30 protein-coding genes are annotated in these 23,590 nt (G+C 36.4%); 7 read left to right on the forward strand and 23 right to left on the reverse strand.

Annotated elements, in window-relative coordinates; all coding sequences use genetic code 11:
* The first annotated feature begins 42 nt into the window (after positions 1–42).
* From ILA26_RS06405 to ILA26_RS06420, 4 genes are all read left to right on the forward strand, one after another.
* A complete protein-coding gene (locus tag ILA26_RS06405; RefSeq protein WP_292895508.1) occupies positions 43–987 on the forward strand; it encodes a ketopantoate reductase family protein in 945 nt (314 codons plus the stop codon).
* Positions 988–1,176: 189 nt separating this feature from the next.
* A complete protein-coding gene (locus ILA26_RS06410) occupies positions 1,177–1,665 on the forward strand; it encodes a hypothetical protein (RefSeq protein WP_292895510.1) in 489 nt (162 codons plus the stop codon).
* A gap of 2 nt (positions 1,666–1,667) precedes the next feature.
* Positions 1,668–2,111 carry a hypothetical protein gene (locus ILA26_RS06415; RefSeq protein WP_292895512.1) on the forward strand — a complete coding sequence of 148 codons (444 nt, stop codon included), beginning with the start codon at positions 1,668–1,670 and terminating at the stop codon, positions 2,109–2,111.
* Entirely contained in the window at positions 2,111–2,377 is a 267-nt protein-coding gene (locus ILA26_RS06420; protein ID WP_292895514.1) for a hypothetical protein, read from the forward strand. Before ILA26_RS06415 ends, ILA26_RS06420 begins: the two co-directional genes overlap by 1 nt.
* Here the strand turns inward: ILA26_RS06420 and ILA26_RS06425 are convergent.
* Positions 2,366–2,611, reverse strand: a complete 246-nt coding sequence (locus ILA26_RS06425; protein ID WP_292895516.1) for a hypothetical protein — start codon at positions 2,609–2,611, stop codon at positions 2,366–2,368. The two genes, ILA26_RS06420 and ILA26_RS06425, sit on opposite strands and share 12 nt — an antisense overlap.
* 39 nt (positions 2,612–2,650) lie before the next feature.
* Entirely contained in the window at positions 2,651–2,845 is a 195-nt protein-coding gene (locus ILA26_RS06430; protein WP_292895518.1) for a hypothetical protein, read from the reverse strand.
* Positions 2,846–2,901: 56 nt separating this feature from the next.
* Here ILA26_RS06430 and msrA point away from each other — a divergent pair, with 56 nt between their 5' ends.
* Both msrA and ILA26_RS06440 read left to right on the forward strand, forming a co-directional pair.
* The gene (gene msrA / locus ILA26_RS06435) at positions 2,902–3,819 is read left to right on the forward strand and encodes a peptide-methionine (S)-S-oxide reductase MsrA (protein WP_366514886.1); all 918 of its coding nucleotides are present in this window, start codon (positions 2,902–2,904) and stop codon (positions 3,817–3,819) included.
* A 35-nt stretch (positions 3,820–3,854) separates the two neighbouring features.
* Positions 3,855–4,250: a hypothetical protein gene (locus tag ILA26_RS06440; RefSeq protein WP_292895522.1), complete on the forward strand. Its 396-nt coding sequence runs from the start codon at positions 3,855–3,857 to the stop codon at positions 4,248–4,250.
* Here the strand turns inward: ILA26_RS06440 and ILA26_RS06445 are convergent.
* Positions 4,242–5,225 carry an Mrp/NBP35 family ATP-binding protein gene (locus tag ILA26_RS06445; RefSeq protein WP_292895524.1) on the reverse strand — a complete coding sequence of 328 codons (984 nt, stop codon included), beginning with the start codon at positions 5,223–5,225 and terminating at the stop codon, positions 4,242–4,244. The genes ILA26_RS06440 and ILA26_RS06445 overlap by 9 nt on opposite strands.
* A 25-nt stretch (positions 5,226–5,250) precedes the next feature.
* Positions 5,251–6,582: an FAD-dependent oxidoreductase gene (locus tag ILA26_RS06450; protein WP_292895526.1), complete on the reverse strand. Its 1,332-nt coding sequence runs from the start codon at positions 6,580–6,582 to the stop codon at positions 5,251–5,253.
* Between the two features lie 74 nt (positions 6,583–6,656).
* Between ILA26_RS06450 and ILA26_RS06455 the strand changes: the two genes are divergently transcribed.
* Complete coding sequence (locus ILA26_RS06455) at positions 6,657–7,289, forward strand: CatA-like O-acetyltransferase (protein WP_292895528.1); 633 nt, start codon at positions 6,657–6,659, stop codon at positions 7,287–7,289.
* Between the two features lie 94 nt (positions 7,290–7,383).
* Here the strand turns inward: ILA26_RS06455 and ILA26_RS06460 are convergent, their stop codons facing one another.
* The 19 genes from ILA26_RS06460 to ILA26_RS06550 all read right to left on the reverse strand — a co-directional run bounded on the left by ILA26_RS06460 (position 7,384) and on the right by ILA26_RS06550 (position 23,458).
* A complete protein-coding gene (locus ILA26_RS06460) occupies positions 7,384–7,713 on the reverse strand; it encodes a TIGR04076 family protein (RefSeq protein WP_292895530.1) in 330 nt (109 codons plus the stop codon).
* Positions 7,714–7,819: 106 nt separating this feature from the next.
* Entirely contained in the window at positions 7,820–8,077 is a 258-nt protein-coding gene (locus ILA26_RS06465) for a winged helix-turn-helix domain-containing protein (protein ID WP_292895532.1), read from the reverse strand.
* A gap of 367 nt (positions 8,078–8,444) precedes the next feature.
* Positions 8,445–9,044, reverse strand: coding sequence for a hypothetical protein (locus tag ILA26_RS06470; protein ID WP_292895534.1), 600 nt, complete (start codon positions 9,042–9,044; stop codon positions 8,445–8,447).
* A gap of 194 nt (positions 9,045–9,238) precedes the next feature.
* Positions 9,239–9,862, reverse strand: a complete 624-nt coding sequence (locus tag ILA26_RS06475; protein ID WP_292895536.1) for a T9SS type A sorting domain-containing protein — start codon at positions 9,860–9,862, stop codon at positions 9,239–9,241.
* Positions 9,863–9,872: 10 nt separating this feature from the next.
* Positions 9,873–10,496: a hypothetical protein gene (locus tag ILA26_RS06480; RefSeq protein WP_292895538.1), complete on the reverse strand. Its 624-nt coding sequence runs from the start codon at positions 10,494–10,496 to the stop codon at positions 9,873–9,875.
* Between the two features lie 256 nt (positions 10,497–10,752).
* Entirely contained in the window at positions 10,753–11,244 is a 492-nt protein-coding gene (locus ILA26_RS06485; protein ID WP_292895540.1) for a hypothetical protein, read from the reverse strand.
* Between the two features lie 10 nt (positions 11,245–11,254).
* Entirely contained in the window at positions 11,255–11,944 is a 690-nt protein-coding gene (gene npdG / locus ILA26_RS06490) for an NADPH-dependent F420 reductase (RefSeq protein WP_292895542.1), read from the reverse strand.
* Positions 11,945–11,955: 11 nt separating this feature from the next.
* Entirely contained in the window at positions 11,956–12,507 is a 552-nt protein-coding gene (locus tag ILA26_RS06495; protein ID WP_292895544.1) for a DUF2284 domain-containing protein, read from the reverse strand.
* Between the two features lie 45 nt (positions 12,508–12,552).
* The gene (locus tag ILA26_RS06500; RefSeq protein ID WP_292895546.1) at positions 12,553–12,894 is read right to left on the reverse strand and encodes a hypothetical protein; all 342 of its coding nucleotides are present in this window, start codon (positions 12,892–12,894) and stop codon (positions 12,553–12,555) included.
* Between the two features lie 71 nt (positions 12,895–12,965).
* Positions 12,966–14,318 carry a CCA tRNA nucleotidyltransferase gene (gene cca / locus ILA26_RS06505; RefSeq protein WP_292895548.1) on the reverse strand — a complete coding sequence of 451 codons (1,353 nt, stop codon included), beginning with the start codon at positions 14,316–14,318 and terminating at the stop codon, positions 12,966–12,968.
* A gap of 4 nt (positions 14,319–14,322) precedes the next feature.
* Positions 14,323–14,880, reverse strand: coding sequence for an RNA 2',3'-cyclic phosphodiesterase (thpR, locus tag ILA26_RS06510; protein ID WP_292895550.1), 558 nt, complete (start codon positions 14,878–14,880; stop codon positions 14,323–14,325).
* Between the two features lie 8 nt (positions 14,881–14,888).
* Entirely contained in the window at positions 14,889–16,019 is a 1,131-nt protein-coding gene (locus ILA26_RS06515; protein ID WP_292895552.1) for a 3-dehydroquinate synthase II, read from the reverse strand.
* Between the two features lie 9 nt (positions 16,020–16,028).
* A complete protein-coding gene (locus tag ILA26_RS06520) occupies positions 16,029–16,820 on the reverse strand; it encodes a 2-amino-3,7-dideoxy-D-threo-hept-6-ulosonate synthase (RefSeq protein ID WP_292895554.1) in 792 nt (263 codons plus the stop codon).
* A gap of 231 nt (positions 16,821–17,051) precedes the next feature.
* Positions 17,052–17,786, reverse strand: coding sequence for a hypothetical protein (locus ILA26_RS06525; RefSeq protein ID WP_292895556.1), 735 nt, complete (start codon positions 17,784–17,786; stop codon positions 17,052–17,054).
* Between the two features lie 111 nt (positions 17,787–17,897).
* Positions 17,898–18,413 carry an SAM-dependent methyltransferase gene (locus tag ILA26_RS06530; protein WP_292895558.1) on the reverse strand — a complete coding sequence of 172 codons (516 nt, stop codon included), beginning with the start codon at positions 18,411–18,413 and terminating at the stop codon, positions 17,898–17,900.
* Complete coding sequence (locus ILA26_RS06535) at positions 18,406–19,251, reverse strand: GHMP kinase (protein WP_292895560.1); 846 nt, start codon at positions 19,249–19,251, stop codon at positions 18,406–18,408. Before ILA26_RS06535 ends, ILA26_RS06530 begins: the two co-directional genes overlap by 8 nt.
* Before the next feature lie 25 nt (positions 19,252–19,276).
* Positions 19,277–19,609, reverse strand: a complete 333-nt coding sequence (locus tag ILA26_RS06540) for an NAD(P)H-dependent oxidoreductase (RefSeq protein WP_366514887.1) — start codon at positions 19,607–19,609, stop codon at positions 19,277–19,279.
* The gene (locus ILA26_RS06545) at positions 19,588–19,821 is read right to left on the reverse strand and encodes an NAD(P)H-dependent oxidoreductase (protein ID WP_292895562.1); all 234 of its coding nucleotides are present in this window, start codon (positions 19,819–19,821) and stop codon (positions 19,588–19,590) included. The genes ILA26_RS06540 and ILA26_RS06545 overlap by 22 nt, the downstream gene beginning before the upstream one ends.
* Before the next feature lie 91 nt (positions 19,822–19,912).
* Positions 19,913–23,458 carry a hypothetical protein gene (locus tag ILA26_RS06550; RefSeq protein ID WP_292895564.1) on the reverse strand — a complete coding sequence of 1,182 codons (3,546 nt, stop codon included), beginning with the start codon at positions 23,456–23,458 and terminating at the stop codon, positions 19,913–19,915.
* Positions 23,459–23,590 lie beyond the last annotated feature (132 nt).

The raw sequence follows: 23,590 nt of genomic DNA on the forward strand, positions 1-23,590 counted from the left end.
ATGAATAATAATTTATTACACAGTAAAAACAAAATCATCATCATGAATATCCTAGTGATTGGTGCAGGAGCGGTTGGAATAGGACTTGCAACATCAGTTGCATCACAGGGAGCCAACGTTTCAATATATGCACGTGGCAAGACAGCAAATGCAATAAGGGAAAACGGAATCGAAAGAACAGGACTCTTTGAAAACTATAAAATAGATAATGTCCAAGTATATGAGGATTACACTGAAATACCTCGAGACAACTTTGACTACATCTTCATAACATCAAAGACAACAGGAAACTACGATATTTCAGACAATCTCAATGATCACAAGGACATCTTAAAGGACAATGGAAAAATCATAGTTTTCCAGAACGGATTTGGAAACGACGAGCCATATTTAAGATACTTCACCAAAAAGCAGGTGTTCACAGCAAGAGTAATTACAGGATTTGCAAGACCTGAAAGGCACATAAGCGAAGTGACAGTCTATACCGAACCCATATTAATCGGGTCCCTTCAAAATGAAGATCCCTCACAATTGAAGGAAATTGCAGACATGATTACATCATCCGGAATCAAATGCGAAATAACTGATGAAGTGGACAAGCACCTCTGGGCGAAAATGCTTTACAACTGCACACTGAACCCCCTGGGAGCTATTTTGGATGTCACATACGGCGAACTCACAGAAAGCCAATACACCTTGGATATCATGAACAGCATAATTGATGAGATTTTTGAGGTCATAAAAGCAAGCCCATACGAAACCCTTTGGGACAATGCAGATGAATACAAGGACCTTTTCTATTCAAAGCTTGTTCCAGACACCTATAATCATTACTCCTCAACACATCAGGACATTCAAAGGAAAATCAAAACAGAGATTGACTCATTAAACGGGAAAGTAATCCAACTAGGTGAGGCCAATAATATTGACGTAAGTACCAATAAAATAATATATAACCTCATTAAAGCTATTGAAATAACCTTTTAGAAACTAAAACTTTATATATGTTGAGAATATAAATAATATTGTTCATATTGTTATGTACTATTTTTTTATAATATGAACAATGGTGATGGTTGAAATGAGCATTCGCTTGTATTCCTTTAGTGGTGTTTAGGAAGAGAATGTTCATTTGTTTTTAAAAACTTATTTTTATAAAATTTATTAAGTGATATTATGAGCGAACTTAAACAATTAGTAGAAAAATTTATAGAACTTGACGATAATTTAAATGAAAAAATCGAAAAAGAATTGGAAAACGCAGAAGAACTTCCTGAAAGTTTTGAAGAAGACAACCAAGAACAGATCGATGAATTAGGTGAAATTTACCACGAGATCGAACACAGCGTATTCAATGAAGAATTCATCATCGTTTCAAATGCAAAAAGTGAAGAAAAAGAAGTAGTTGCATTAATCATCAGCGAAGAGGATGACGAAAACGAAGAGTTTGTAATTCCTGTATACACCGATGAAGAAGAAGCAAACGAAGCTATTGAACTTTTCAAAGAACAATTCGAAGAAAACGAGTTCACCTGCGATAAAAAATTAGGTAATGAAATCATTGCTGACTATGCTGAAGATGAAGATTTCATTGGTCTTGCAATCAATGCTCCACAATGGGATTTTGTTATTGGAAGCGAAGACGTTCACGACTGTTGTGAGTAGACATGAAAATTGAAGACTACCAAGATTACGAAAAGAATAATGTTAAGGCTTCAAAAAGCCAACTAAAAGAGTATATTCAGATATATGCAGACATGGCAAAAAAGCTTAAAAGCGAGGATGCTATTGAACTTGAAGCAGTAAAGAAAAACATTAAAGACACATATCCTACTGAAATATACTTTACACTCGTCGACGAGGTCGAAAAGCCTGTGAAATTAACAATTACAGAAACAAGCAAGGAATATATCATACCAATTTTCACTGACATTCGTGAATATGCCGTCGGCAGTGCCAAGATATCCAAACTGTTCTTGGACAAGCTTGAAATGAAAGTCATCTCACCTGAAGACATTGCAAAAAAGGCTGAAGAGGACGAATATTTCCAAGGATTTGTTATAAATCCACATTCACAGAACTTCAACATGGACAGGAACGGTGATTTCTGATGTATATCTGCCCTACCATTGGTGAAGATCATGAAAAGGACTTTCTTGTAACAGGTAGTCTCGATGACTTTAAAATTATTGTCTTTTCAGACATTGATGAATACAAAAAAGGTTTTGAATATTTGGAACTGGTCGATTATAAACCTACAGAGGTTTCCGATGAACTGTTTGAAGAATTAGCTAAAAATGATGATGCGTTCAACGGCCTGATTTTAAATATTCATTCAGAAAATAAAATAATAACTAAAGAAGAATTACTCATCTAATTCTTCTTCATCTGTTTCTTCTTCATTATCATGATTTTGATAATATCTGTACCTGTAAGACATTTTAAACCCTTTGATTACCTCTCTTTTTGGTCTTCTTCTAGGCTTTATGTTAGGACCGTTTTGATCCTTGAACTTCTCCTGATGAGGCTTTGCCAGGCTTTTGTTCTCACGATAGTATTTAGAAACCCTATGTCTGGAATGTGGTGCTTTATACATTCTCTTTCTGAGCAATCGTCTATATGATGCTACTCTTCTTATCACAAAAATCACTTATCTTCTTCTGTTTAAATTTTTGGTAGCGGATTTATCTAAAGTAGCTTGAATTTCGTCAATTCTTTCAACAACAACTTTAATAGCTTGTTCTCCTTGACGAGTAGGATTAATACCTTGTTCTACAAGTAATGCATCTCTAATATCTCTTAGTCTGTCAATTGAATCGATTTTCATTATAGTACTGTAAAACATTAAAATTTCCTCCAGTATATAATATAATCTATGATTTTTATAATAAAAATAGTTTTATGTTAAAGAACAAATTATTAAATATGTTTTCAAGACAAAGTGTAATCTATCTTGCAGGAGGGTGCTTTTGGGGCGTTGAAGCATTCATTTCAAGATTGAAAGGAGTGAACAATACTGAAGTAGGCTATGCAAACGGCAATGATTTGGCTCCAACCTATGAGAAGGTATGCAGCGGGAAGACAATGCATGCAGAAACCGTTAAGGTGACATTCAACCCCGAAATCATATCTCTCGAGGAGATATTGGAAAATTTCTTTAAGATTATTGACCCCTACACCAAAAACCGCCAGTGGGCAGACATCGGCACACAGTACCGCACAGGAATCTATTGGCAGAATCCTGCTGATAAAAAGGTTGTCATCAATTTTTTAAGGGCAAAACAGAAATCGGTTTCAAAAAGGATTGTTGTCGAGACCCATGAAATCTACAGTTTCTACCCTGCAGAGGATTACCACCAGAAATATCTGGAGAAGAATCCGCAGGGGTACTGTCATGTTGATTTAAATTTAATAGACGATGAAGAATTCAACCACTTGACCAAAGAAGAGTATGAAATAACACAGCTTTCTATGACAGAACCACCATTCAGTGGCAAGTATGATGACTTTTTTGAGGATGGCCTATATGTGGATGTTGTAGATGGCGAAGTTTTGTTCTCTTCAGATGACAAGTTCGACTCAGGATGCGGATGGCCCGCATTTTCAAAACCAATAAGTGAAGATGTAATAACAAAAAACAGGGACTTTTCACATGGGACAACACGCATAGAAGTGAGAAGCAAAAAGGCAAACTCCCATTTGGGCCATGTATTTCATGATGGACCAGGCGGCTCCAAAAGGTACTGCATCAATTCAGCGGCATTGAAATTCATACCTAAGGATGAAGTTGAGGACTATTTGAAAAAAATGAATGATTAAATTATTAAATACTAATAAAAATAAATATTACTTCAATGAAACTAGAAGAAATAAAACACCCTGAACTTAAAAACATGATAAATCTTGCCTACATGCAAGGTGAGAACGGCAATGAAGAGGCTCTCCAAAAAATTGAGCAGGACATGAAAGCGTATCTTGAAGAAAATCCAATGATCATCTCTGTTGAAGATGGCGAACCTGTTAAAATTCCTTACGGCAATCATGATGAGTATATCGTGCCGATATTTACTGATGAGCGCGAATACACATTGGGAATGCAATACTTCTCTTTGAACGTGATGGACGAGAATAAAGAGTATATTATTGAAAAAATAGATTATTTTAAAAAATTAAAAGAAGATCCTAAATTTTTAGGATATCTTGTAAACATTAGTAGTGTAAGCTATATAATTAACACTAGCTTACTCTAAGAATTCTTTTTTTATGTCTTCAACTATTTCCTTGAACCTTTTGGATACTTCATCGGAAGGGTCCAATACGGAAATGGTTCCTTGTTTGTTAGGAGCATCAGAAACGTTTTCCTCAATAGGCAAGTCACCTAAGTAGGTAATTTCCATTTCTTCTGCGAATTTTTCACCGTTACCTTCACCGAAAATGTTTAATTTCTCATTACAGTGTGGACAGATGTAGTAAGCCATGTTTTCAATGAGGCCTATGTTTTTGATGTTCATCATCTCAACCATTTTCACACACTTGAGCACATCTTCCTGTGATACTACGTTAGGTGTGGTAACCATCAATACCAAGTCAGCTTCAGGAATGGTTTGAAGAACTGTTAAAGGTTCGTCCCCTGTTCCAGGCGGGTTGTCAATTACCAAGAAGTCAAGGTTTCCCCAATGTGCATCGGAAACTAGCTGTTTGATTGCACCGGTTTTTTGAGGTCCTCTCCAGATTATTGGCCTGTCGAGGCTATCAATCAAGAATGCCATTGACATTACTTTCAATCCTGTTGGGGTTTCAACCGGAAAGATTGAATGTTGATATTCCTTTTTCTTGGCTTCAATGAACTGGCGCTGTTCCTCTTCAGGCAAGCTTGTGTCCAATCCTTCCTCAACGATGTTTTTGAATGCATCGAATTGGTATTGGTTGAATTCCTCTTCAAGCATTTCGATACCTAACATCTTAGGTATGTTCGGACCGTGAATATCCGCATCCAGGATACCAGTCTTGTATCCCATAGCCTGTAATGTTTCTGCAATGTTAGCAGCTACGGTAGATTTTCCAACTCCTCCTTTTCCACTCATTACAACGATTTTGTGCTTGATTTGACCTAAGTTTCTAGCCAATCTTAAGTCCTGTTCAATCATTTGTCTTTGTTGTTCAGGAGTCATCTGACCCCCGTGACCATGATGGCCATGACCGTGACCGTGTCCATGTTCTGGCATAATTATCTCTCCTCCTTAATAATATTTAACTGAATTTTTTGCTGACTTCCTCTACAGCAAGGATTAATGGGTCTGTAACCATTGATACCGGCGGCGCATAAGCAAATTCCATGTTGCTTAAGTCAAAGCAGGTCAATCCTTCGGTAATAGCCAATGTCATTGTATCGATTCTTTCAGCTACCCTTTCCTCTGCTATGATTTGGCATCCAATAATGGTTCCGTTTCCATCACAAATAACTTTGATATCCATTGGTTTTGCGTTAGGATAGTAACGTGCTCTTGTAAGTGCCTGAACCTTTTGCACAACAGGTCTGATTCTGTTCTGTTGAGCGAAACTTGTGGTGTAACCTACAGCACCGAATTCCAATTTGCCCACTTTTGAAACCATTGAGTTCAATACTGGGTTGAATTTGGATTTTTTGCCGCAGATTGTACGTGCCAATGTTTTTGACTCACGCACTGCAGTGGTACCTAATTGTGAAATGGTGTTTGAACCTAAAATCAAGTCTTTTGACTCTACACAGTCTCCCACAGCATAAACGTCTTCTACTGAGGTTTCCATTCTGTCATTTACAAGGATAGCCCATCTTCCGATTTCACATCCTGCCATTTGAGCCAGTTCAAGCTCTGCCCTTACTCCAGTTGCCATGATTACCATGTCAGCGTCATAGATTTCTTCATCACCGAAGCATGCCTTTTCAACCTTTCCGTCACCTATTAACTTGGTGATAGGTTTTCCTAAGACCACCTTGATGCCTTCCATTTCAAGGTATTTCACAAGAATATCGGACATGTCCTTATCCAATGATCTCGGAACGATTTGAGGCAACATTTCACTTAGGATAACATCCAAACCTTGTTTTTTAAGAGCGAATGCAATTTCAATACCGATTAAACCGGCACCTGTGACGATAGCGCTTTTTGCTTCTTTCATGGCTTCCTGCACTTTGATACCGTCATCGATGTTGCGTATTCTAAACACTCCATCCAAGTCGACACCTTGCATTGGAGGAACGAATGGATTTCCACCGGTTGCAAGAACAAGTTTATCATAATTCATGACTGTTTCCTTGCCGCCCTTAACGTAAGTTACAGTTTTCTTGTCGCTGTCGACTGCAGTCACTTCAGATTCGGTGATTACATCAATGTCTTTTTTCTTATAGTCTTCAGGGGTTCTCATCACAATGTCATCGAATGATTCGATTGTACCGGACAATACGTAAGGGATAGCACATGGGGAGTATGCAACCTTGTTGTCTCTTGTGAGAACTGTTATTTCTATGTCTTTATCAAGTTTACGAATATTGGAAGCTGTGGATATTCCTCCAGCTCCTCCACCTACAATTACTACCTTCATTTTAACAAAACCATATAAGATTTATACAATATATAATATATAATAAAATAATATAAAAAGATTAAGGTTATCGCATGAAAGAGTTAGATTTTAATTTAGATGAGAATCCTTTTATAAATTTTCAATCCGCAAGATATGCAATATCTGCAAGGATTAACGTTAAAAAACTATGGAAATGGTGTCATGAAAATGACAAGTCCTTTTTCACAATGAGCATGGGTTGCCTTTTGAATGCAGTAAATTCAGTCCCACACCTTAAAAGAAGAATTATAGACGGCAAGGCGATTGAGCATGACCATCTTGATGGAGTGTGCCCAATAATGGATGAAGGCAAGGAAATATATCGTGAAATGAGAGTTCCCACCCCTCAGGAGTTCAATGACATTGTTGAATGGCACGACCATGTGAGAGAATTGACTTCAAAAATTTTAAGCCTTGAAGATGACGGTTTTGTCTGTGAGATGGAAGAAAGAGACTTTACAAACATAGTAAACCTTTCATGCATCCCATGGATTGATTTTGACATGCTTACAAACTGTGTGGTTGATGGAAGAGCCATACAGCCATTGGTGACTTGGGGAAAAGTCAATGAAAATTATGAGATGAGCGTGTCAATTACCGTTTCACACATCTTTGTTAATGGCCGTGAGCTTGGATATTTTTATGAAAACGCCCAAAAAGAGTTTGACAGCGACTTATTCGACTAGGCTCATGTCATCAAAATCATCATATTACCTTTGTTCAAAGCTGCATGAATGGTTTCACAATGGAATATATTCCCCACAGTTAGGGAAACATTATCTATTCCTCCGGAACAGCTTCAATGTCTGTTGCTTCAAGTTTCATGATAACCGGCCTTAGGCCATCGTTGCAAGACACAATTGCAACACCAGGAGTCTTAATCCAGTCTGAATAGTACCAGACCTCACTTGCACCATGAGCCAGGGCAAATACATACTGATATATAGCCTTCCAAGCCTCATCGCAAAATCCTTCAGGCTTAGCATAATCGGCATAATATACCTCACCTTCCCTCATCAATGGGCAGGTGGTGAGACCTTCAATGCCGTATTCATTTGCAAGATCCTCCTGAAGGGTTGTCTTTAGAATTGTGATTTTTACCTTTTTCATATTAAACAATTTGTTTTAATATATGATAATGATTATGCAAAATGATTCCACGCAACCAATCAAATCAAACCGCCAACATGACATTCAGTAAAAATAGAAAATTTATTTATATTTTTTTAGCAATTTCATTTCCTACTTCGGTCAGCCTGTAAAGCTTACCCTTTTTATAATCCTCATTAATGCATTCAGCTATTCCTTTTTCCTTAAGCTCTTTTAGAACTTTTGAAATATGATTTGACCTTATTCCCGTTTCTGATGATATCTGAGTAGGTGTTTTAACATCCTCTTTAAGAGATTCAACAGTTTTATATCTATATGTAGATATGATTACGTAACCATACAATTTAAGCACTTCATCGTCCATAAAAAAATCACCTTAATAGTACTAACCTCAAAATACAAAAAACTTCTAATCTCTACAGAATACAAACATAATCCCCTTTAAAGAAAACACAGAAAAACAACAAATATCAATCATATAAATCCCAAAAATTTCATAGAAGTTATTAAAAATTTTAACCTTTCACATTATTTTAATTCAGAAATAGTATTTAATATTTTCTACACAAAAAGGACAAAGTAACATTATTTAGTATGGTAAATTGAATCCATATATAAAATCCATAAAATATATTGAATGTATATTCAAATGAAATATAATAAATTTAAAAAAAATAAAAAAAAGTTAGAGTGAAATATCACTCATAAATTAAAAAATTCAAAATTAAATACTACCAGAGCGGGTTACCCGCATTGTCATATCCTGGCTCATCCATATCGATATATCCGTTAGATCCAACGTGGTAATTTACCATACCATACTTATTTAACATATAGTTGTCAACCTCTTGTTGGCTGTACATTGGAGTTCCGTCGGACTTGTATGCATAAGCTGAAGGTGTACTTGAGGAAGATGAACTGCTTGAAGTTTGAGCTTCTACAACTTTTTCCTCAATTTTAATGTTCTTAGTTAAGTTACATCCCTTATACTTATCATTTCCATTATAAGTGATGTCTACGCTGTATTTTCCAGCTTTTTTATCTAATTTTAACTTTCCAACACCTTTATCATCAGTAACAACTGAATGATAGTCTTTTGAATTATCCTTATTTGTTATAGTAATGTTTATTGTTTGACCAGCAATAGCGGTTCCGTTGACATCTGTTAGTTTGATTTTAATTGAATCCCCTTCATCGATGGTGGATTTACTTTCAAATGTTAAATCTGTGTCATGCTTAGTTAAACTAGGCATTGCCACAAAAATTCCAACTAAAAGCGCTATGATAAACACGACTAAAGCTGCAATAATAATTTTTTCTTTCTGTTCCATAGATACACTTCCAAGTAATGAATTACTCTTACAGAGATATATTATGTTTAACTTGTATATTAAATTTTATAAAGAAAATCCGCAATCAACTATTTCATTTAAGTTTTAACCATCTATTTATGAAAATTAAAAAAAAAGTGTAGATGGAGTTCATCTACTTAATTATTCATAATCTCAAAATTTAAAAAAAAAGATTAACTGATTCTACTACCCCCATGTCCTAAAAAACTACCAGTGACTATATTTCCTTGGGAATCTTGACCTCCATATTCATAATATCCATCACCAGCAACTACAACATAACGGCCACTAGCCAATTCAACAACACCCATCTCATCTTGTCCAATTCCAGTAGGTTTATAATATCCCAAATCCGAATTATATAATGGATATTCATTTGTTGTGGAGGACAAGGTATTTGTTGTAGGTTTGTCTTTTATGGTTAAATTCTGTGAATCAACATCACCAGTATAGTTGTCGTTTCCACCATAGGTGACATTAACTACATATTTTCCCTTTTTCAAGTCCAAATCAAGTTTTGCATTACCTTTAGAGTTTGTCTTAACTGTCTTATTAACAACAACCTTACCCTTATTATTAGTGATTGTAACGTTCACTTTTTCTTTAGACAAGGAAGTCTTGTTCAAGTCAGTCAACTTAATTGATAATTCTCCACCCTCATACTGAGATTTATCACTAGTAATCTGAAGCTTTGTAGGCTCCTTCGCATTTGCTGACTGCAAAAACAATGCACCTGCAACAACAGCAAGAACAACAATAATTGCAATCAGAATAACAATAATATTCTTATTTTCCATTTATAACCCCTCATGAATGATAACATCCTGCAGCAGGATCATATGCAGTGTATCCTCCAACAGTAACTATTTCTCCAGGTCTGTCCCCATCAACTTCCATCTCAATGTAATGCATGTTATTTGCAATTGCATATTCTCTGGTTATACCCTGAGCATCCACTTCAGGACCATATTCTGGATAGATTGAACCATCTGAAGCGTATTTGCTGGAATGGGTTGTAGTTGAAGTTTGCTCTTCATCGACAAGTTCAGTGCTGGCTTTTTTAACTGTCAAGTTTTCAGCCGCTGAGCTTGATGAATATCCATTGCCCCCATCAAAATGACATTCAGCATAATATTTGCCTTGTTCTTCCATTTTGAATTTAGCTTTACCCTTGGAATTTGTAGTTATATCCTCAGTAACAGATATCCCATCATCATCCGTGAGTTTGACATGGATTGTTTCATTAGAAATTGGATTTCCAACACTGTCAGTCAACTGTACGACCAATGAATCGCCCAAACTAACTTTCTTATCGACAATTGTCAGCTTTGAATCTTCCTTAGCCATTGCAGGTGAAAAGACAACAACCCCCACAATGAGGATTACAACTATCACGCACAATAATCCTATAATAATTTTCTGATTATCCATAAGTTACCACTAATCTGATATCTATTGTCCATAAATAATATAAATTGTGATAAAAACAGATATGCAATGAAAATTAATATTGATTTAATCCATTTAACTAACCATTATTTAACAGATAATGTAAAAAACCTATGGAATAATTGTACATGAAATAATAAATTTGAAAAGAAAGATGAAAAAATAAGAATAAAATATATGACATCTACACAGATATTGTGATATGCAAAGACAAAAACAAGAAAACAAAAATACAATTTCAAAATGAAACATTGCACTTAAAATTCATCTCATCAATTATCTTTTGAAGATATTTCTTTTTCAAAACAAATTCCCGTTTGTTTGCCATCCTGTCACTGTTTGGCTGTGTCACTTTTTCATTCAATCTTGAAGCTCCAAGATAATTGGTGTCCCCTTCAGTCAACTTATGGGCTTCACCACAATCGATGGCCTTTTTGATGAGATAATAATCATTAAAAAGAATGTCAAAGTCATTGCTTAAATAATAAAATTCCAAATCTGTAACGATATCATCGTGATACCATACAATTAAAATCGAATCATATCTGAACAGTTCAGAAAAGGAAATCAGGTTGAAATAGTCAATGTCTGCAAGCTTGAACTTTGATGAGGGAAAGCGCTTGCCACAGTGCTTGGTGTCATACTCCAAAAGAGCTAAAAAAAAGTTATTTGATTCATCCAAACAGATGTCATTAACATTTTTGCCAATCAACTGTTCAAATGAATCCATATGAATCAATTTAGTCCTTGTCTAAAGCAGGAATTCCAGTAATTCTTAATCCGCCATAGTGGGATTTGTACTTGATGTTCAATCCGATTAACAATGGAGTGATTTTTTCAATGATTCTTGCTTTTTCCAAAATTCCACAGTCTATTGTTTTGATTCCTGGAATCTTGTCGATAATTTCAGCTGCTGTTGCTTTTGCATCAGCGTCGTCACCTGCAATCAAACAGTCACAGTCGATTTCTTCTGGGATGTTTGCAAGGTGGGAGTTTGAGATGTTACAGAATGCACAGATAACCTTTGCACCGGTTCCTTCCAAAATGGAAGCGGTTCTTTCTGCAGCAGATCCTTCCATCAAGTCAATGAAACGGAATGGTTTTCCACCAATAGCTGTTTCCAATGGAACTGTTGCGTCCATGACGATTTTGTCCTTACAGAATTCCTTTATTCCTTCTATTGTAGGTTTTTGAGCTGCTAATGGTACTGTGATGATCAATACATCACCTTCACGTGCTGCATCTTCATTTGCCATACCAACCATGTTTGACAAATCATAATCAGCTAAGTCCTCTTTTGCTTTAGCGACAACATCTAATGCTTTTTCTTCTTTTCTTGAACCTACAATTACATCCACACCAGCAATAGCCAATCTTTCAGCAATTCCAAGTCCTTGAGGTCCTGTTCCACCAATTATACTTACTTTCATTTTGTCATCTCCTATTTTTTATCATATAATAATCCGCCAACGAATATCAGATATTCAGGCAGTTTACCATCATGAGCATATTGGATTTTATAGCCAAAAATATCTTCAACGGTTCGATCCACATCAGCACCGAGAGCTTCAAGCGGATATCTCATTTTAAATGGCATTTTACAGAGCATGCCGAATTCCCTTGTGCATCTCATGCACAGGTTGCACTTTCCTAAAAACAGTCCTTGAGAGTCCTGATTCTCCAACACATAGATATCGTTCATCAATCTTCCTTTAATGCGTTCGAATCTTTTCAGGACAAATTCCAATTCCTGTTCCTCGAAAGTGTGCGCCAATTCTTCCTCTGAAAAATCAATTTTAAAAGCAATAATCTTAAGTTTATTGAAAGAGTGCCATAACTCATCTACATCAAAGTCAAAAGGAGGGTAGCTCCAGTTGTACCCGAGCATTTCCTGTTCCTCGATGCAGAGCTTTGAGAACTTTTCAAAATCAACATAATTGTTATAGTACTCCTCAACATCCACATCTGCAGTGAGTTTTTTAATCTCTGACATGGTTAATAGTATATAAATTGAATATAATAAAACTTTCTATGAAAATTATCCATCAATCGCACGATTAATTTTAATTTTTTTAGAATTATAACCAATAGCCTTGTTCGCATTGTTTAGGGATTGCTTAAGAGTCTTGACAATTGCATTCAACAATTCATCATCGAAATCAATAGTATCCTGACCTTTAAATTCACAGTATTTTGAAATCTTTTCATCTTCCAAAAATGCAATATATTCCTCCCAGCCATAGGATATCTCTTCAAGAATTGTTTTTGCATCTATCAACTTGTCATTAAGCTCAACAGCCTTTCTAAATGCTTCCTTTTCAATTGGCTTGTAATCGTTCAAGTTTTCGTTTTCAAAATCATATAAAGTTTTTTCACTCATCATATCACTTTTAGGTTTACCTAAATATAAATTATATCTTTAAATATATTAATATTATGTAAAAAAAGAAATCATCTTACAATGTACTGGCCAGGATTGAGGAAATCATCCAAGAATTCCAAATCTATCTCTTCAACATCAATGAATTCAAAAGTGTTGATCAGGTTCTTCTTAAGGTTCTTTCCAACCTTGATAAGTCCAATGTTTTCTTTTGTAAAGATATGGGAAATCAAGTCCTCAGCCTTGCTGAATTCCCTTTTTTGCATATGGACTAAAAAATCGCCTTCAATATAACAGTTTTCACGACCATATTTTGCAGCAAAGTTTTCACATGCCTTTGTGATGAATACCTTAGGACCCTTATTCACCTTAACATCATTTAATCTGGAGGATGCCATTTCTAGAAGGATTACACACTTTATAATCTCATCACTCCAATAATCAGCCTTGAAAACGTTGAACTCCTCACTGTTCAGCTTTCTTTCAAGAGCTTCACAGGTCTTTCTAAGCTGGGGATGAAGGGTGTCCAACGGCATGTCAGGAATGTCAAACCTGAAAGCAATCAGGTCGCTGTTTCTTAACTTGAATTCGTTTAAGAGTTCCTCCTGATTCAAATCACGTTTTAAAGGATAGAAATAGTCCTTCTTATTATCACCAAAAATGTAATTTCTAGCAGATTGGATGAATTCCGCCATCTTATCCAATCTCAAGGCAGCACCTACATTCCTGTTTTTATCTGTAGGGTCTATGACAATCAGAGGATCCTTGAATAATTGGGAAGTGCCATAATCCATCAAATCTATTACCTCACCATATTTCCAGTTGATTGCGGATTTTAATGTGTCTTCAAAAGAACCGTAATTAATGATAAGAAGCTCACAAAGATAACCTGCAAAGCCACCAACCTTAAACTCAGAACCGTATGTTCCGGTCATTGCCATGAAACGTTTCAAAAGCAATACCTCATCCTGCTGGGATTCGGCCAAATTCTCCTTGACATAACGGGTATGAAGAATTGTCCGGTCGACAGCGGATTTGAGTTCACTTCCATTTTCAATTGCATAGCATGGAACAATATCCACCTCACAGTCCTCAATTTCAGTTGTAATGTATGGGTGTGATGCGAAGTGTCTCTGTGCTTCACTTCCAAATTCATCACAGCATAATTGAGCCAATTCGAGACCTTTTTCTTTTAGATATTTTTTATCAGTATTCAATGGAAATGCTATGAAGATATCAATGTCTGACTTTCCCTTAAGGGCAGTGTTTTTTGAAACAGAACCGACCAAGGTCACATTTGCATCAATGTTTCTACTGTCACACTCCTTCTGAAGGAAGCTCATGACATTGGATGAGACCTCATCAATGTGTCTTTTTTCTTCCAATGTTGGTTTGATATCTTTTAAAATAGCTTCATAATCCATATAATCACAATTCAAATATTTCTACATCATCATATATTGGTCCGGCTGGAGTTAATTTTGACTTTTTAAGAGATATGCTGTTTACTTCCATCTCGCCAATTTCAAATTCTTCAAATTCCTCAATGGTTGACTTGACTTGATTCTTGTTTTTTCCTGATTTCATACGTCCTATTGTCAAATGTGTTGAGAATTTCTTGTCCTTGTCAAATCCCAATTTGACAAATTCCTTATCGAGCTTATCATGCAATTCCTTTAAGACAGTGTCATCATCAATGCCCACCCAAATGACCTTTATGCGGTTTGTGTTTGGAAATGCACCACAGCCTTTGATTTTAATGTTGAATGGTTCAAATTCACTTACAACCCTTGAGATTGCATCCTTCAATACATCCAAACCATTGGTATCGATATCGCCGAAGAATTTCAATGTCAAGTGCAGATTCTGCAACTCAACATATTTGATTCTGGTATCGATTTTCTTAAATTCACGGATGACCTTGTTTATTTTTGGCTTTAGGTCATCATCCAAATCAATAGCTAAAAACGCTCTAATTTCAGACATCCACACACCTATTGTTCAATAATTGTTTCATCAATGGCTATTCCAAAGTGACGTGCACTGGTTTCGATGTAAACCTTTACCTTGTCACCAGGCTTTACGTCAGCCACTGACAACGGTTCGTTATTTTCATCGACAATTCTGATAGTTTCAGCATTCTGAAGCAATGTCCTTATGGTCTGGCCTTCATATTCGGCCTCAATCAATATCAACGGACGTCTTTCTATCTTGCTTCTTCCGACATAGGCAGTTCTTGTTTCACCTTCGGTATTGACAATCAACACCTCATCTCCTGCAACAAGTTCTGATAGGTATCTTGTTTTGTTTCCTGGAACCATAACATATGCTTGAACAGGACCCGCATTAACCCTGAACGGACGGGATGCCACATATTCGCTTTCAAGAGATTCAGAATGCACTAAAAACATTGATTTTGAATAAGAACCAATGAGCATTCCTTCACCAGGCTTCATCATGTCAGTTGTATCTACACATACCCGGTCTCCTGATCCTAAAGGTTTTACATTAGTTACTGTTGCAGTCTTCAATTCATATTTTGCCTGTGATGCCTCAACTACTTCCTGTGCGATTTTTTTGATGTTGTTGAAGTCGTTTGCCTCAAATATCACTCCATCGGTTCCGTGCTCCAATGTCTCCAATGCCACGCGTGCACCGTCAAGGTCACGGACAGCAGCAATAATTTGAACATCCTCCTTTTGCAGGTCTGCAATGATGTTTTCCAATGGAATGATAGTCCAATCGGTTCCGATTAAAATGATATAGTCAACAATCGGACCTAACTTTACAGCCAGTTGCTCATGTGCCTTATCGGTGATTTTTATATAGGCACATACTTGTTTTCCTTCGCTTTTTGCTTTTTTTGCATCTGCAATGTCTTTTGAATCGATGAAGTCCTCATTCAATTCAACAAAGCCGTCTCCTTCACCGTTGATTCCGACAAGATAAATGTCTGCATCGTCGCTGTTTGCAATGATTTTGACGTTTCCCAACTTGCGAATGTTTTCAATGTCATCAAAATCAAGGACATGGTCAATTCCGGATTCCAATGCGGTGGTAATCATTTCCTTTTTATCGTCCCATAATTCATCAGGAGTACTTATCCAAGCGAATTTGTTTTGCATTAAATCACCTTATTTCAAGAATTCCAAAGCTTCTTCCACTTCTAGGTCATGGTGAACAACTTCAGATATTGCACGGGTAATCTTTCCAGGGTTTTCAGCTTGGAACAGGTTACGGCCAAATGCAACTCCAGCTCCACCAACTTCAAGTGAATCTTTAACCATTTGTAATAATTCCTCATCAGTTTCAACTTTAGGGCCACCTGCAATTACAACAGGAACAATTGCTCCTTCAACGACTTCTTTGAATGAGTCAGGGTCTCCTGTGTAGTTGGTTTTGACGATGTCCACTCCAAGCTCTGATCCTACACGTGCAGCATGTTTCACGAATTCAACGTCATGTTCATTATCCACTTTTTGGCCTCTTGGGTACATCATTGCTAAAAGTGGCATTCCCCAGTAGTCGCAAGTTTCAGCTATTTTACCTAATTCCTGAAGCATTTGGCTTTCAGTGTCAGAACCGAGGTTCACATGAATGGAAACCGCATCAGCACCGAGTTGAATAGCTTTTTCAACACTTGTTACTGTAACCTTATCATTTGGATCTGGTGCAAGGGAAGTACTTGCGGACAAGTGTACAATCAATCCGATGTCCTCACCGTAACCACGGTGTCCTTGTTGCACGATTCCCTTGTGCATTAGGATTGCATCTGCCCCTCCCTGGGAGATGCTTTCAACTGTCTCATCCATGTCAATAATTCCAGGTATAGGACCGCTGGATACACCATGGTCCATAGGTGCAATTACTGTTCTTTTTGTATTTCTGTTAATGATTCTTTCTAAACGAATCTTTTTACCTATCATATTTATTACCTCAATTATAATTTTGTTATAATGTTATATAATATTAATTGTACAAAAGAATACAATTTGATAAATAAATTTAATTGAATACTTAATAAAAAATATAAAAATTTAAACAAAAATAGATAATAATTGATTATTATTATTTAAAACGAATCAATTTACAACTATCTTTTATACAGAAGAAATAATTAATAAAAAAAAGTATAAGAAAAAAATGATTTTTTCTTATTAAATTGTCACATAGATTATCCTTACCTTGATGGCAACATACCTATTTGAATAGTCCTTATCAGGATATTCCCATTTTCCATCATCAAAATCTGAGTAATCCACCTTTTTAACTATTTTGCCGGTAGCCTTATTTTTCAGATAGAAAACCGCCTTCATGACATTGGTTTTTTTGGCCTTGCCATTAAAGCATACCTTGATTTCCTTTTCATCATCATCGTTCTTGATTTTAACCCTCAATACATCCTTATTCCTTAATTTTTTACTGGCACCAGGTTTAAGAGTGGTAGTATGCTTTTTACCAACGAAAATATGTGCAGTTTCCTTGAATTTTGATGAAGATTCAGCAGAAGTAATCACTACCTTATGATCTCCAAGCTTCAGATTCTTGGTGTTGAACTTTGCAATTCCTTTGGAATTGGTTTTGATAGTGTATGTTTTGCTTTTGGATTTTGTATAAATTTTTAGTTTAATGTTGAATTTCTTCAATGGTTTACTGGTATCATCATCCTTGACTTTCACTTTAAAGTAGGAGTTCTTCTTATACACTACAACCTTATCATCAGCATCAACATCCGCATCAATCTTCTTGACCTGCTTTGTTGCTGAAGAGGTTGTTGTCGGCGCGGAAGTGCTTGCTGCCACATCCTCTTGAGCAGTATCCTGTGCATCGGAGACACCTACATCAGTAGAGTTTTCAGCCGAAACAGCACTGACACATAAAATAAGACTCAAAACAATCAGAATTGCAAGACATAATCTTTTAATGTTCTTGAAAATCCTCCTGATAATGAGTTTATATATACTAATATATAAATGCCCTATAAATTTTATAATAAGTAAAACTTATTTTACAAAAGAGGAAGTCCACAATTCAAATTCCTTTATTTGAGGAGGAATTCCAGAGTCATGATATGATTCTAAATAGCCAAACTGAGAAACAAAACTCTCATCGCTACCTTGTGCAGAGTTGAAAAATTCCAAAATGCCCCTGTTTCTGATTATGGTGTGGGTTGGCTTGAATGTTGACGACCAGATGTAGAATACCTTAAATACTGTATCAGGATGATATCCTCCACCCAAATCAATAGCTAAAATGTCACAGGATTGCGTTATCTGAAAAACCTTTGACAATGTGTCATGCAACCTCACATCCTCATTGATAAAGTTCACATGAGCGAGCTTTTCCATTTCAGAGGGCGCTTCCGGCGAATTATCAATGGCTATGATGTTGCATGTTTCCGGAATCCTTTTTGTGGTTCCTCCAACATGACAACCCAGTTCTATCACAGTATCGTCAGGATTGACCAAACCCAAGATATCTTGGCGATATTTTTTAACGTCATAACTCAATTTAATCATAAACTATACCTACATTGTTGAGTTTATCTACATGAAGTCCTTCAATGTCTAAAGTTTTGAAGGTACTTTCATCATATGCAAATGCAAATGCAGTATTTCCAAGCATTGCCATGGAACTGCCTAAAATATTGTCCCTAGAATTAAGATAATCGACAAGTTCCTTCACTTGCCCAGACATCAATTTTGTCTCGGTGGAAAACTTGTATGAAAAGTCAAGGAAATTTCTCAGGCTGGACTTTTCCTCGAAAAACTCAAGGTATTTCAAACCGACATCTGAAATTACCTCCCCGTGATGAGGATCAGTAATTATGCTTGAAGTATCTATACTTCCAAATGTTTTCCAAGCAACATATACATCATGCTCAAAGGATTTTATCTCACCAACACCAGGAGCTCCTGAATCTGTTCTCAAGACCAAACCATGACCTGTCTGGGCAATCACATCTCCCAAACCTCCGCCAAGATTGACTTCAGCCATATGTGCAACTTGACCGCATAAATCTTTCGAATATCCCAAATCAAAATATTCATTCAATGCAAGGGATAAACTTAAAGCGGAAGCAGCGGATGTTCCAAATCCTGCTCCTATAGGCAACTGAATGTCCTGAGTAATCTTAAAATTAGTATCAATCTCCAAAATTCTTAAAACCTCATCAATGACTGTTGAATCCCCTTGATTAACATCAATGACAAGTTCATCAGATTTTGAGATTGTTGTTTTAACACCTTGTGAAAGTAAAAAGCCAGCGCCACATGATCCATTTTTTAGGGATATCTCATGGTTTTCAATAGTGAAAAAACCTGTGATGTGACCCGGCACGAAAACTGAATTTGACATAATTAATATTATATCTTTGGTTTAATTAAAATTTTTGACCGATTTCATAAGCCTTCTTAAGGTCGTCTTCGACCTTGTCTGCATCGCCAATGAACTTGACACCTGCAACTTCCAATGTTTCTATGTATTCAAGTTCGGTGTTGTTCATGAATGGCTGGGCTTCGGTTAGCCTGATGTAAGGCTCATAGATGTCCTTGTCCGGAAATGCATGTGTAAAAATCATCGCAGCCTTTCCGTTGAATTTCTTATCAGGATTGTTGAAAATTGAATAGAATCTGTCAATTATTGTCTTTGCCTGTGCAGTCATCTGTCCAAAGTATATCGGTGATGCAAGAATTACACCAGCACCTTCCGCCAACTGGTCGATAATTTCAGTACCATCATCATCAAATCTGCAGTCCTTACCTTTAGCACAGATTTCACAACCGCTGCAGGATTTATGTCCAAGCCTTGAAGGAAATATTTCTTGACTTCATGGCCATTGTCTTCAGCCCCTTTAATCATCTCATCCAAAACACGATTTGTATTGCCCCTTTTTCTGGGACTTCCTTGTAACGCTAAAATTTTCATATTACTACCTCTCTTAATAATTAATTGAAAAAATGTATTTAAAATTAACTAAAAAAAAAGAAAAAGATAGGAGCATGACGCTCCAATAGATTTATTTTTTAAATTTTCTGATTGATGTTCCACAAGCTATGAAAAGAACCGCAAGCAATGCGACAATAGGATTACCTGTTGGCCTCATAATGTCTGTTTTGACAGGAGGCTTTTTAGGAACTGTCTTGTTGGTTTTGTTTACAGGAGTTTTAGGAGTTTTGTTTTCTATCACTTTGGTTTTATTGTGAGTTGTTTCATTATCAGTGAAATTTGAACCAGCAATGACAGTGTTTATGAAATCACCAACTTTAGTTGTCTTGAAGAACACTGTAAACTCACATGACTCGCCTGGATTTAAAACACCATCAAAATAGAATGTGTCTCCTTTTTTGGTCCATTTGCCACCTTTATAACTCTTAAATATCAAACCGTCATAATCATTCTCTTTTACGAAGATATCTCCTAATTTACAGTCCCCTGTATTGGTAACTACAATCTTGAATGAAGTGATCTCACCTATTTTCACAATAGGAGTCAAAGAAATTTTTTTAACTGACAAGCTATGCCTGTACACTGTTGTAGTGTTGTTTGCTGTAGTGCCATTGACACCCTTGGAAGCTGCAACGACAGTATTTAGCAAGTTACCACTAGCTAAAGTCTTAAACCAGACTGTTAAAGTAGCATTTTTACCAATTCCAATAGTTCCATTGTATCTGAATACGTCGCCATCCTTAATCCATTTGCTACTGTCGGAATGCCTCACATATTGCAATTCTTTCGGATTGTACTTTTCATTTACAGTTACATTGATTAGAGGACCTTTACCTGTGTTATTTACAGTTATATTGAATGCGACAGTGTCATGCACATAGACTGTCACGGTCTTGTTAAGATAGGTCTTGTTGACTGTCATGTTAGGCTTTTGGATAAGGAACAGGAACAGGCTTTGTGATGCTGGAGAAATCAAAGTAGAGAAATGATATAAAATGGTTGAACCATTCACCTCTTTTGTCTGGTCTTGATTTACTCTGAATCCATTGTCATAAAGTTCCAATATACGTTTCACTTCAGGGTGAACGCTTTTTCTAAAGTCACAGTCTGAAAAGATGTGAACTACCCTACTGTAATAGTCAGTACGAGAAATAGGTACCCAATTTGATTTGTCTTCGCTTTCAGGCCTTCCCTCCCATCCTTCAGGATATAATGTGTAATTGTCCCCTTCATGAGAATATACGTCATCCATTGAATTGAATGAGTCATAAATCAATATTTTCAAGTATTCAACAATGCTTTCACCAGTTAAAACATTGATTAAAGCATGCAAGGACTCATCATATGAACCATATTTAGGCAATAGGGAATTCCTTTCAAAGCACATCCCAATATATGAGTTGTTCATCAGACGTGTAGAGTTACCAATATTATATTTTACGATTTCCGCCAATTCACTTGGAACAAATACTATGTTTTCCTTTGGAACTTCAATGTTTATTAGATCCAATGTTCCACTGTGGTAAATGTCATTACCATAACGCGCATTGTTATTGGAAAACTTGGAACTGTTAATTTTTGAATCATATGAATGAACAGCACCACCCATATTTGCGGAATTGTTTATGAAAGTACAGTTATCCATTTCAGTGTCAAGAGATGCAACAGCTCCCCCATAATTGACACATGAATTATTTACAAATTCCGTGTTTTGGATGAACTTATCTGCATGGAAATAGTAATAGTCACAAGAAACCGCTCCACCGGCATAGATTGCATGGTTCTTATAAAACACTGAATTGTTTATTATACAATATCCCTCATCAATCCAATGAATGGCACCGCCCTTATATGCGAAGTTTTCAATGAATGTTGAATTATCGACTGTACCGTAAGCGTCTAAAGCAAGAGCCCCACCAACATAGTAAAGAGCATTGTTTTTTATGAAAGTAGACTCATTAATCAGAAGATTTTCTCCAATACCGTTAATAGCTCCACCTTCAACTGATGCATTGTTTCCTTTGAATGTTGAGTTGTACACTACACCATGGTCTCCTTCCCAGTGAATTGCTCCACCATTGGATCCTGCAATGTTGTTTTCAAACTCACAGTTTTCCACTATTACATTGTGATCTTTAATGTTCAACGCACCACCATCCGCATAAGAACCTTGGCTAAATGCCATGTTCCAGGTGAATTTGGAATTGTTGATTAATGCATTGTCACCGTCACAATAGATGGCACCACCTTTTGCAGAACCTGGATTAGCATCTACCCAATTATTGAAAAACACTGAATTGTTAACTATACCATTAGGAGCATCCCAATAGATAGCACCACCGGTACTCCTAGCCCTATTCTGGCCAAAATTGGTATGGTCTACTTCAACACCATCAGCTTTATAACTGACATAAATTCCAGCACCGCTTTCAGCATCATTTGAATCAAAATGGCTGTGTTCTATTTTATTGGCAGCATTAAGATAAAGCCCACCTCCAGATGAAGCGTGATTGTTGTGTAAACGAGATTGGTATATGTTTCCGTTTTCTCCTTCCCAGTAAACTGCACCACCTACTGAAGCTTTGTTTTCATCAATGTGCATGGAAAAAATTAATTTCCCATCATCGCCTTTCCAATAGACAGCACCCCCATATTCCGCTTCATTAGCATGGAGTTCGGTATTGTCGATTATGCAATCATCTCCCTTGACGTAAACTGCACCTCCTTCTCTTTCAGCGTGGTTTTCATTGAATTTTGAGTTTGCAATATCTCCTTTTTTACCTCCCAAATAAACAGCCCCTCCATGAGCAGCTGAATTATTAGTGAATGTTGACTCAGCGATTAGCTGGTCTGTGATACTATCTGGAACATAAACCGCTCCTCCGAAAAACCTTGCGGTGTTTTCTATGAATTCACAATTTTGAATCTCAACGGGATTGCCAACATACAAAGCACCACCGTTACTGGTTGCACTATTTGACTTGAAAGTACAGTCAGTCAAACCACCGTCTTTTCCTTGCCAGTTTATTGCTCCCCCTGAGGCACCGTCATTGTCTATAAAGCTGCAGTTAAAGAAGTACACATTATCTCCATAAATATGGATAGGTCCATCTGATGTATCGTGTCCGTTGATAAATTTTATATCCATGAAAATGATATTGCTACCGGTGACCAACAACAGATTTTTAACTCCGCCCCCATCAATCGTATGGCCGTGACCATTGACTATAAGGGGCTTGTTGAATTGAATTCCCATATCCATAGCGGGATCATCATCCCATCTACCTGGAGTGTATTTATAGTCATGAGTCAAGTCGTACTCTCCATCTGCATAATAAGTATAGTACCACAGGTAGTAAAGAGGATCCTCACCAGCACCCAATACTTCCTCATTTGATGCACCCAACTTATTATTAGACAATTTGGAGTTCTTTACATCATTAACACTTGCTTCATGAGTTTCTTCATGAACATCATTTTTTTCAACCATCAAGTTACTGTCATCTGTTCCGACCATAGATTTTTCAGTCAAGTTATCTGCAGCCGCAACAGCATTTATACATAAGCATAATACACCAATTAATAATAAAATTGTTAATAGTTTATTAAATTTCATTTTTGCCCTCAAATGAGAGTCAAACCAAAACATAAACTAATCAAATACCTAATTTAATAATATAAATTAAATTTATTCCAGTTAATTTAAACCTCATATAAATAATATACACAATCATCAGCATGCAATTCA

The sequence above is a fragment of the Methanobrevibacter sp. genome (genome assembly GCF_017940815.1).
Taxonomy (GTDB): Archaea; Methanobacteriota; Methanobacteria; order Methanobacteriales; family Methanobacteriaceae; genus Methanocatella.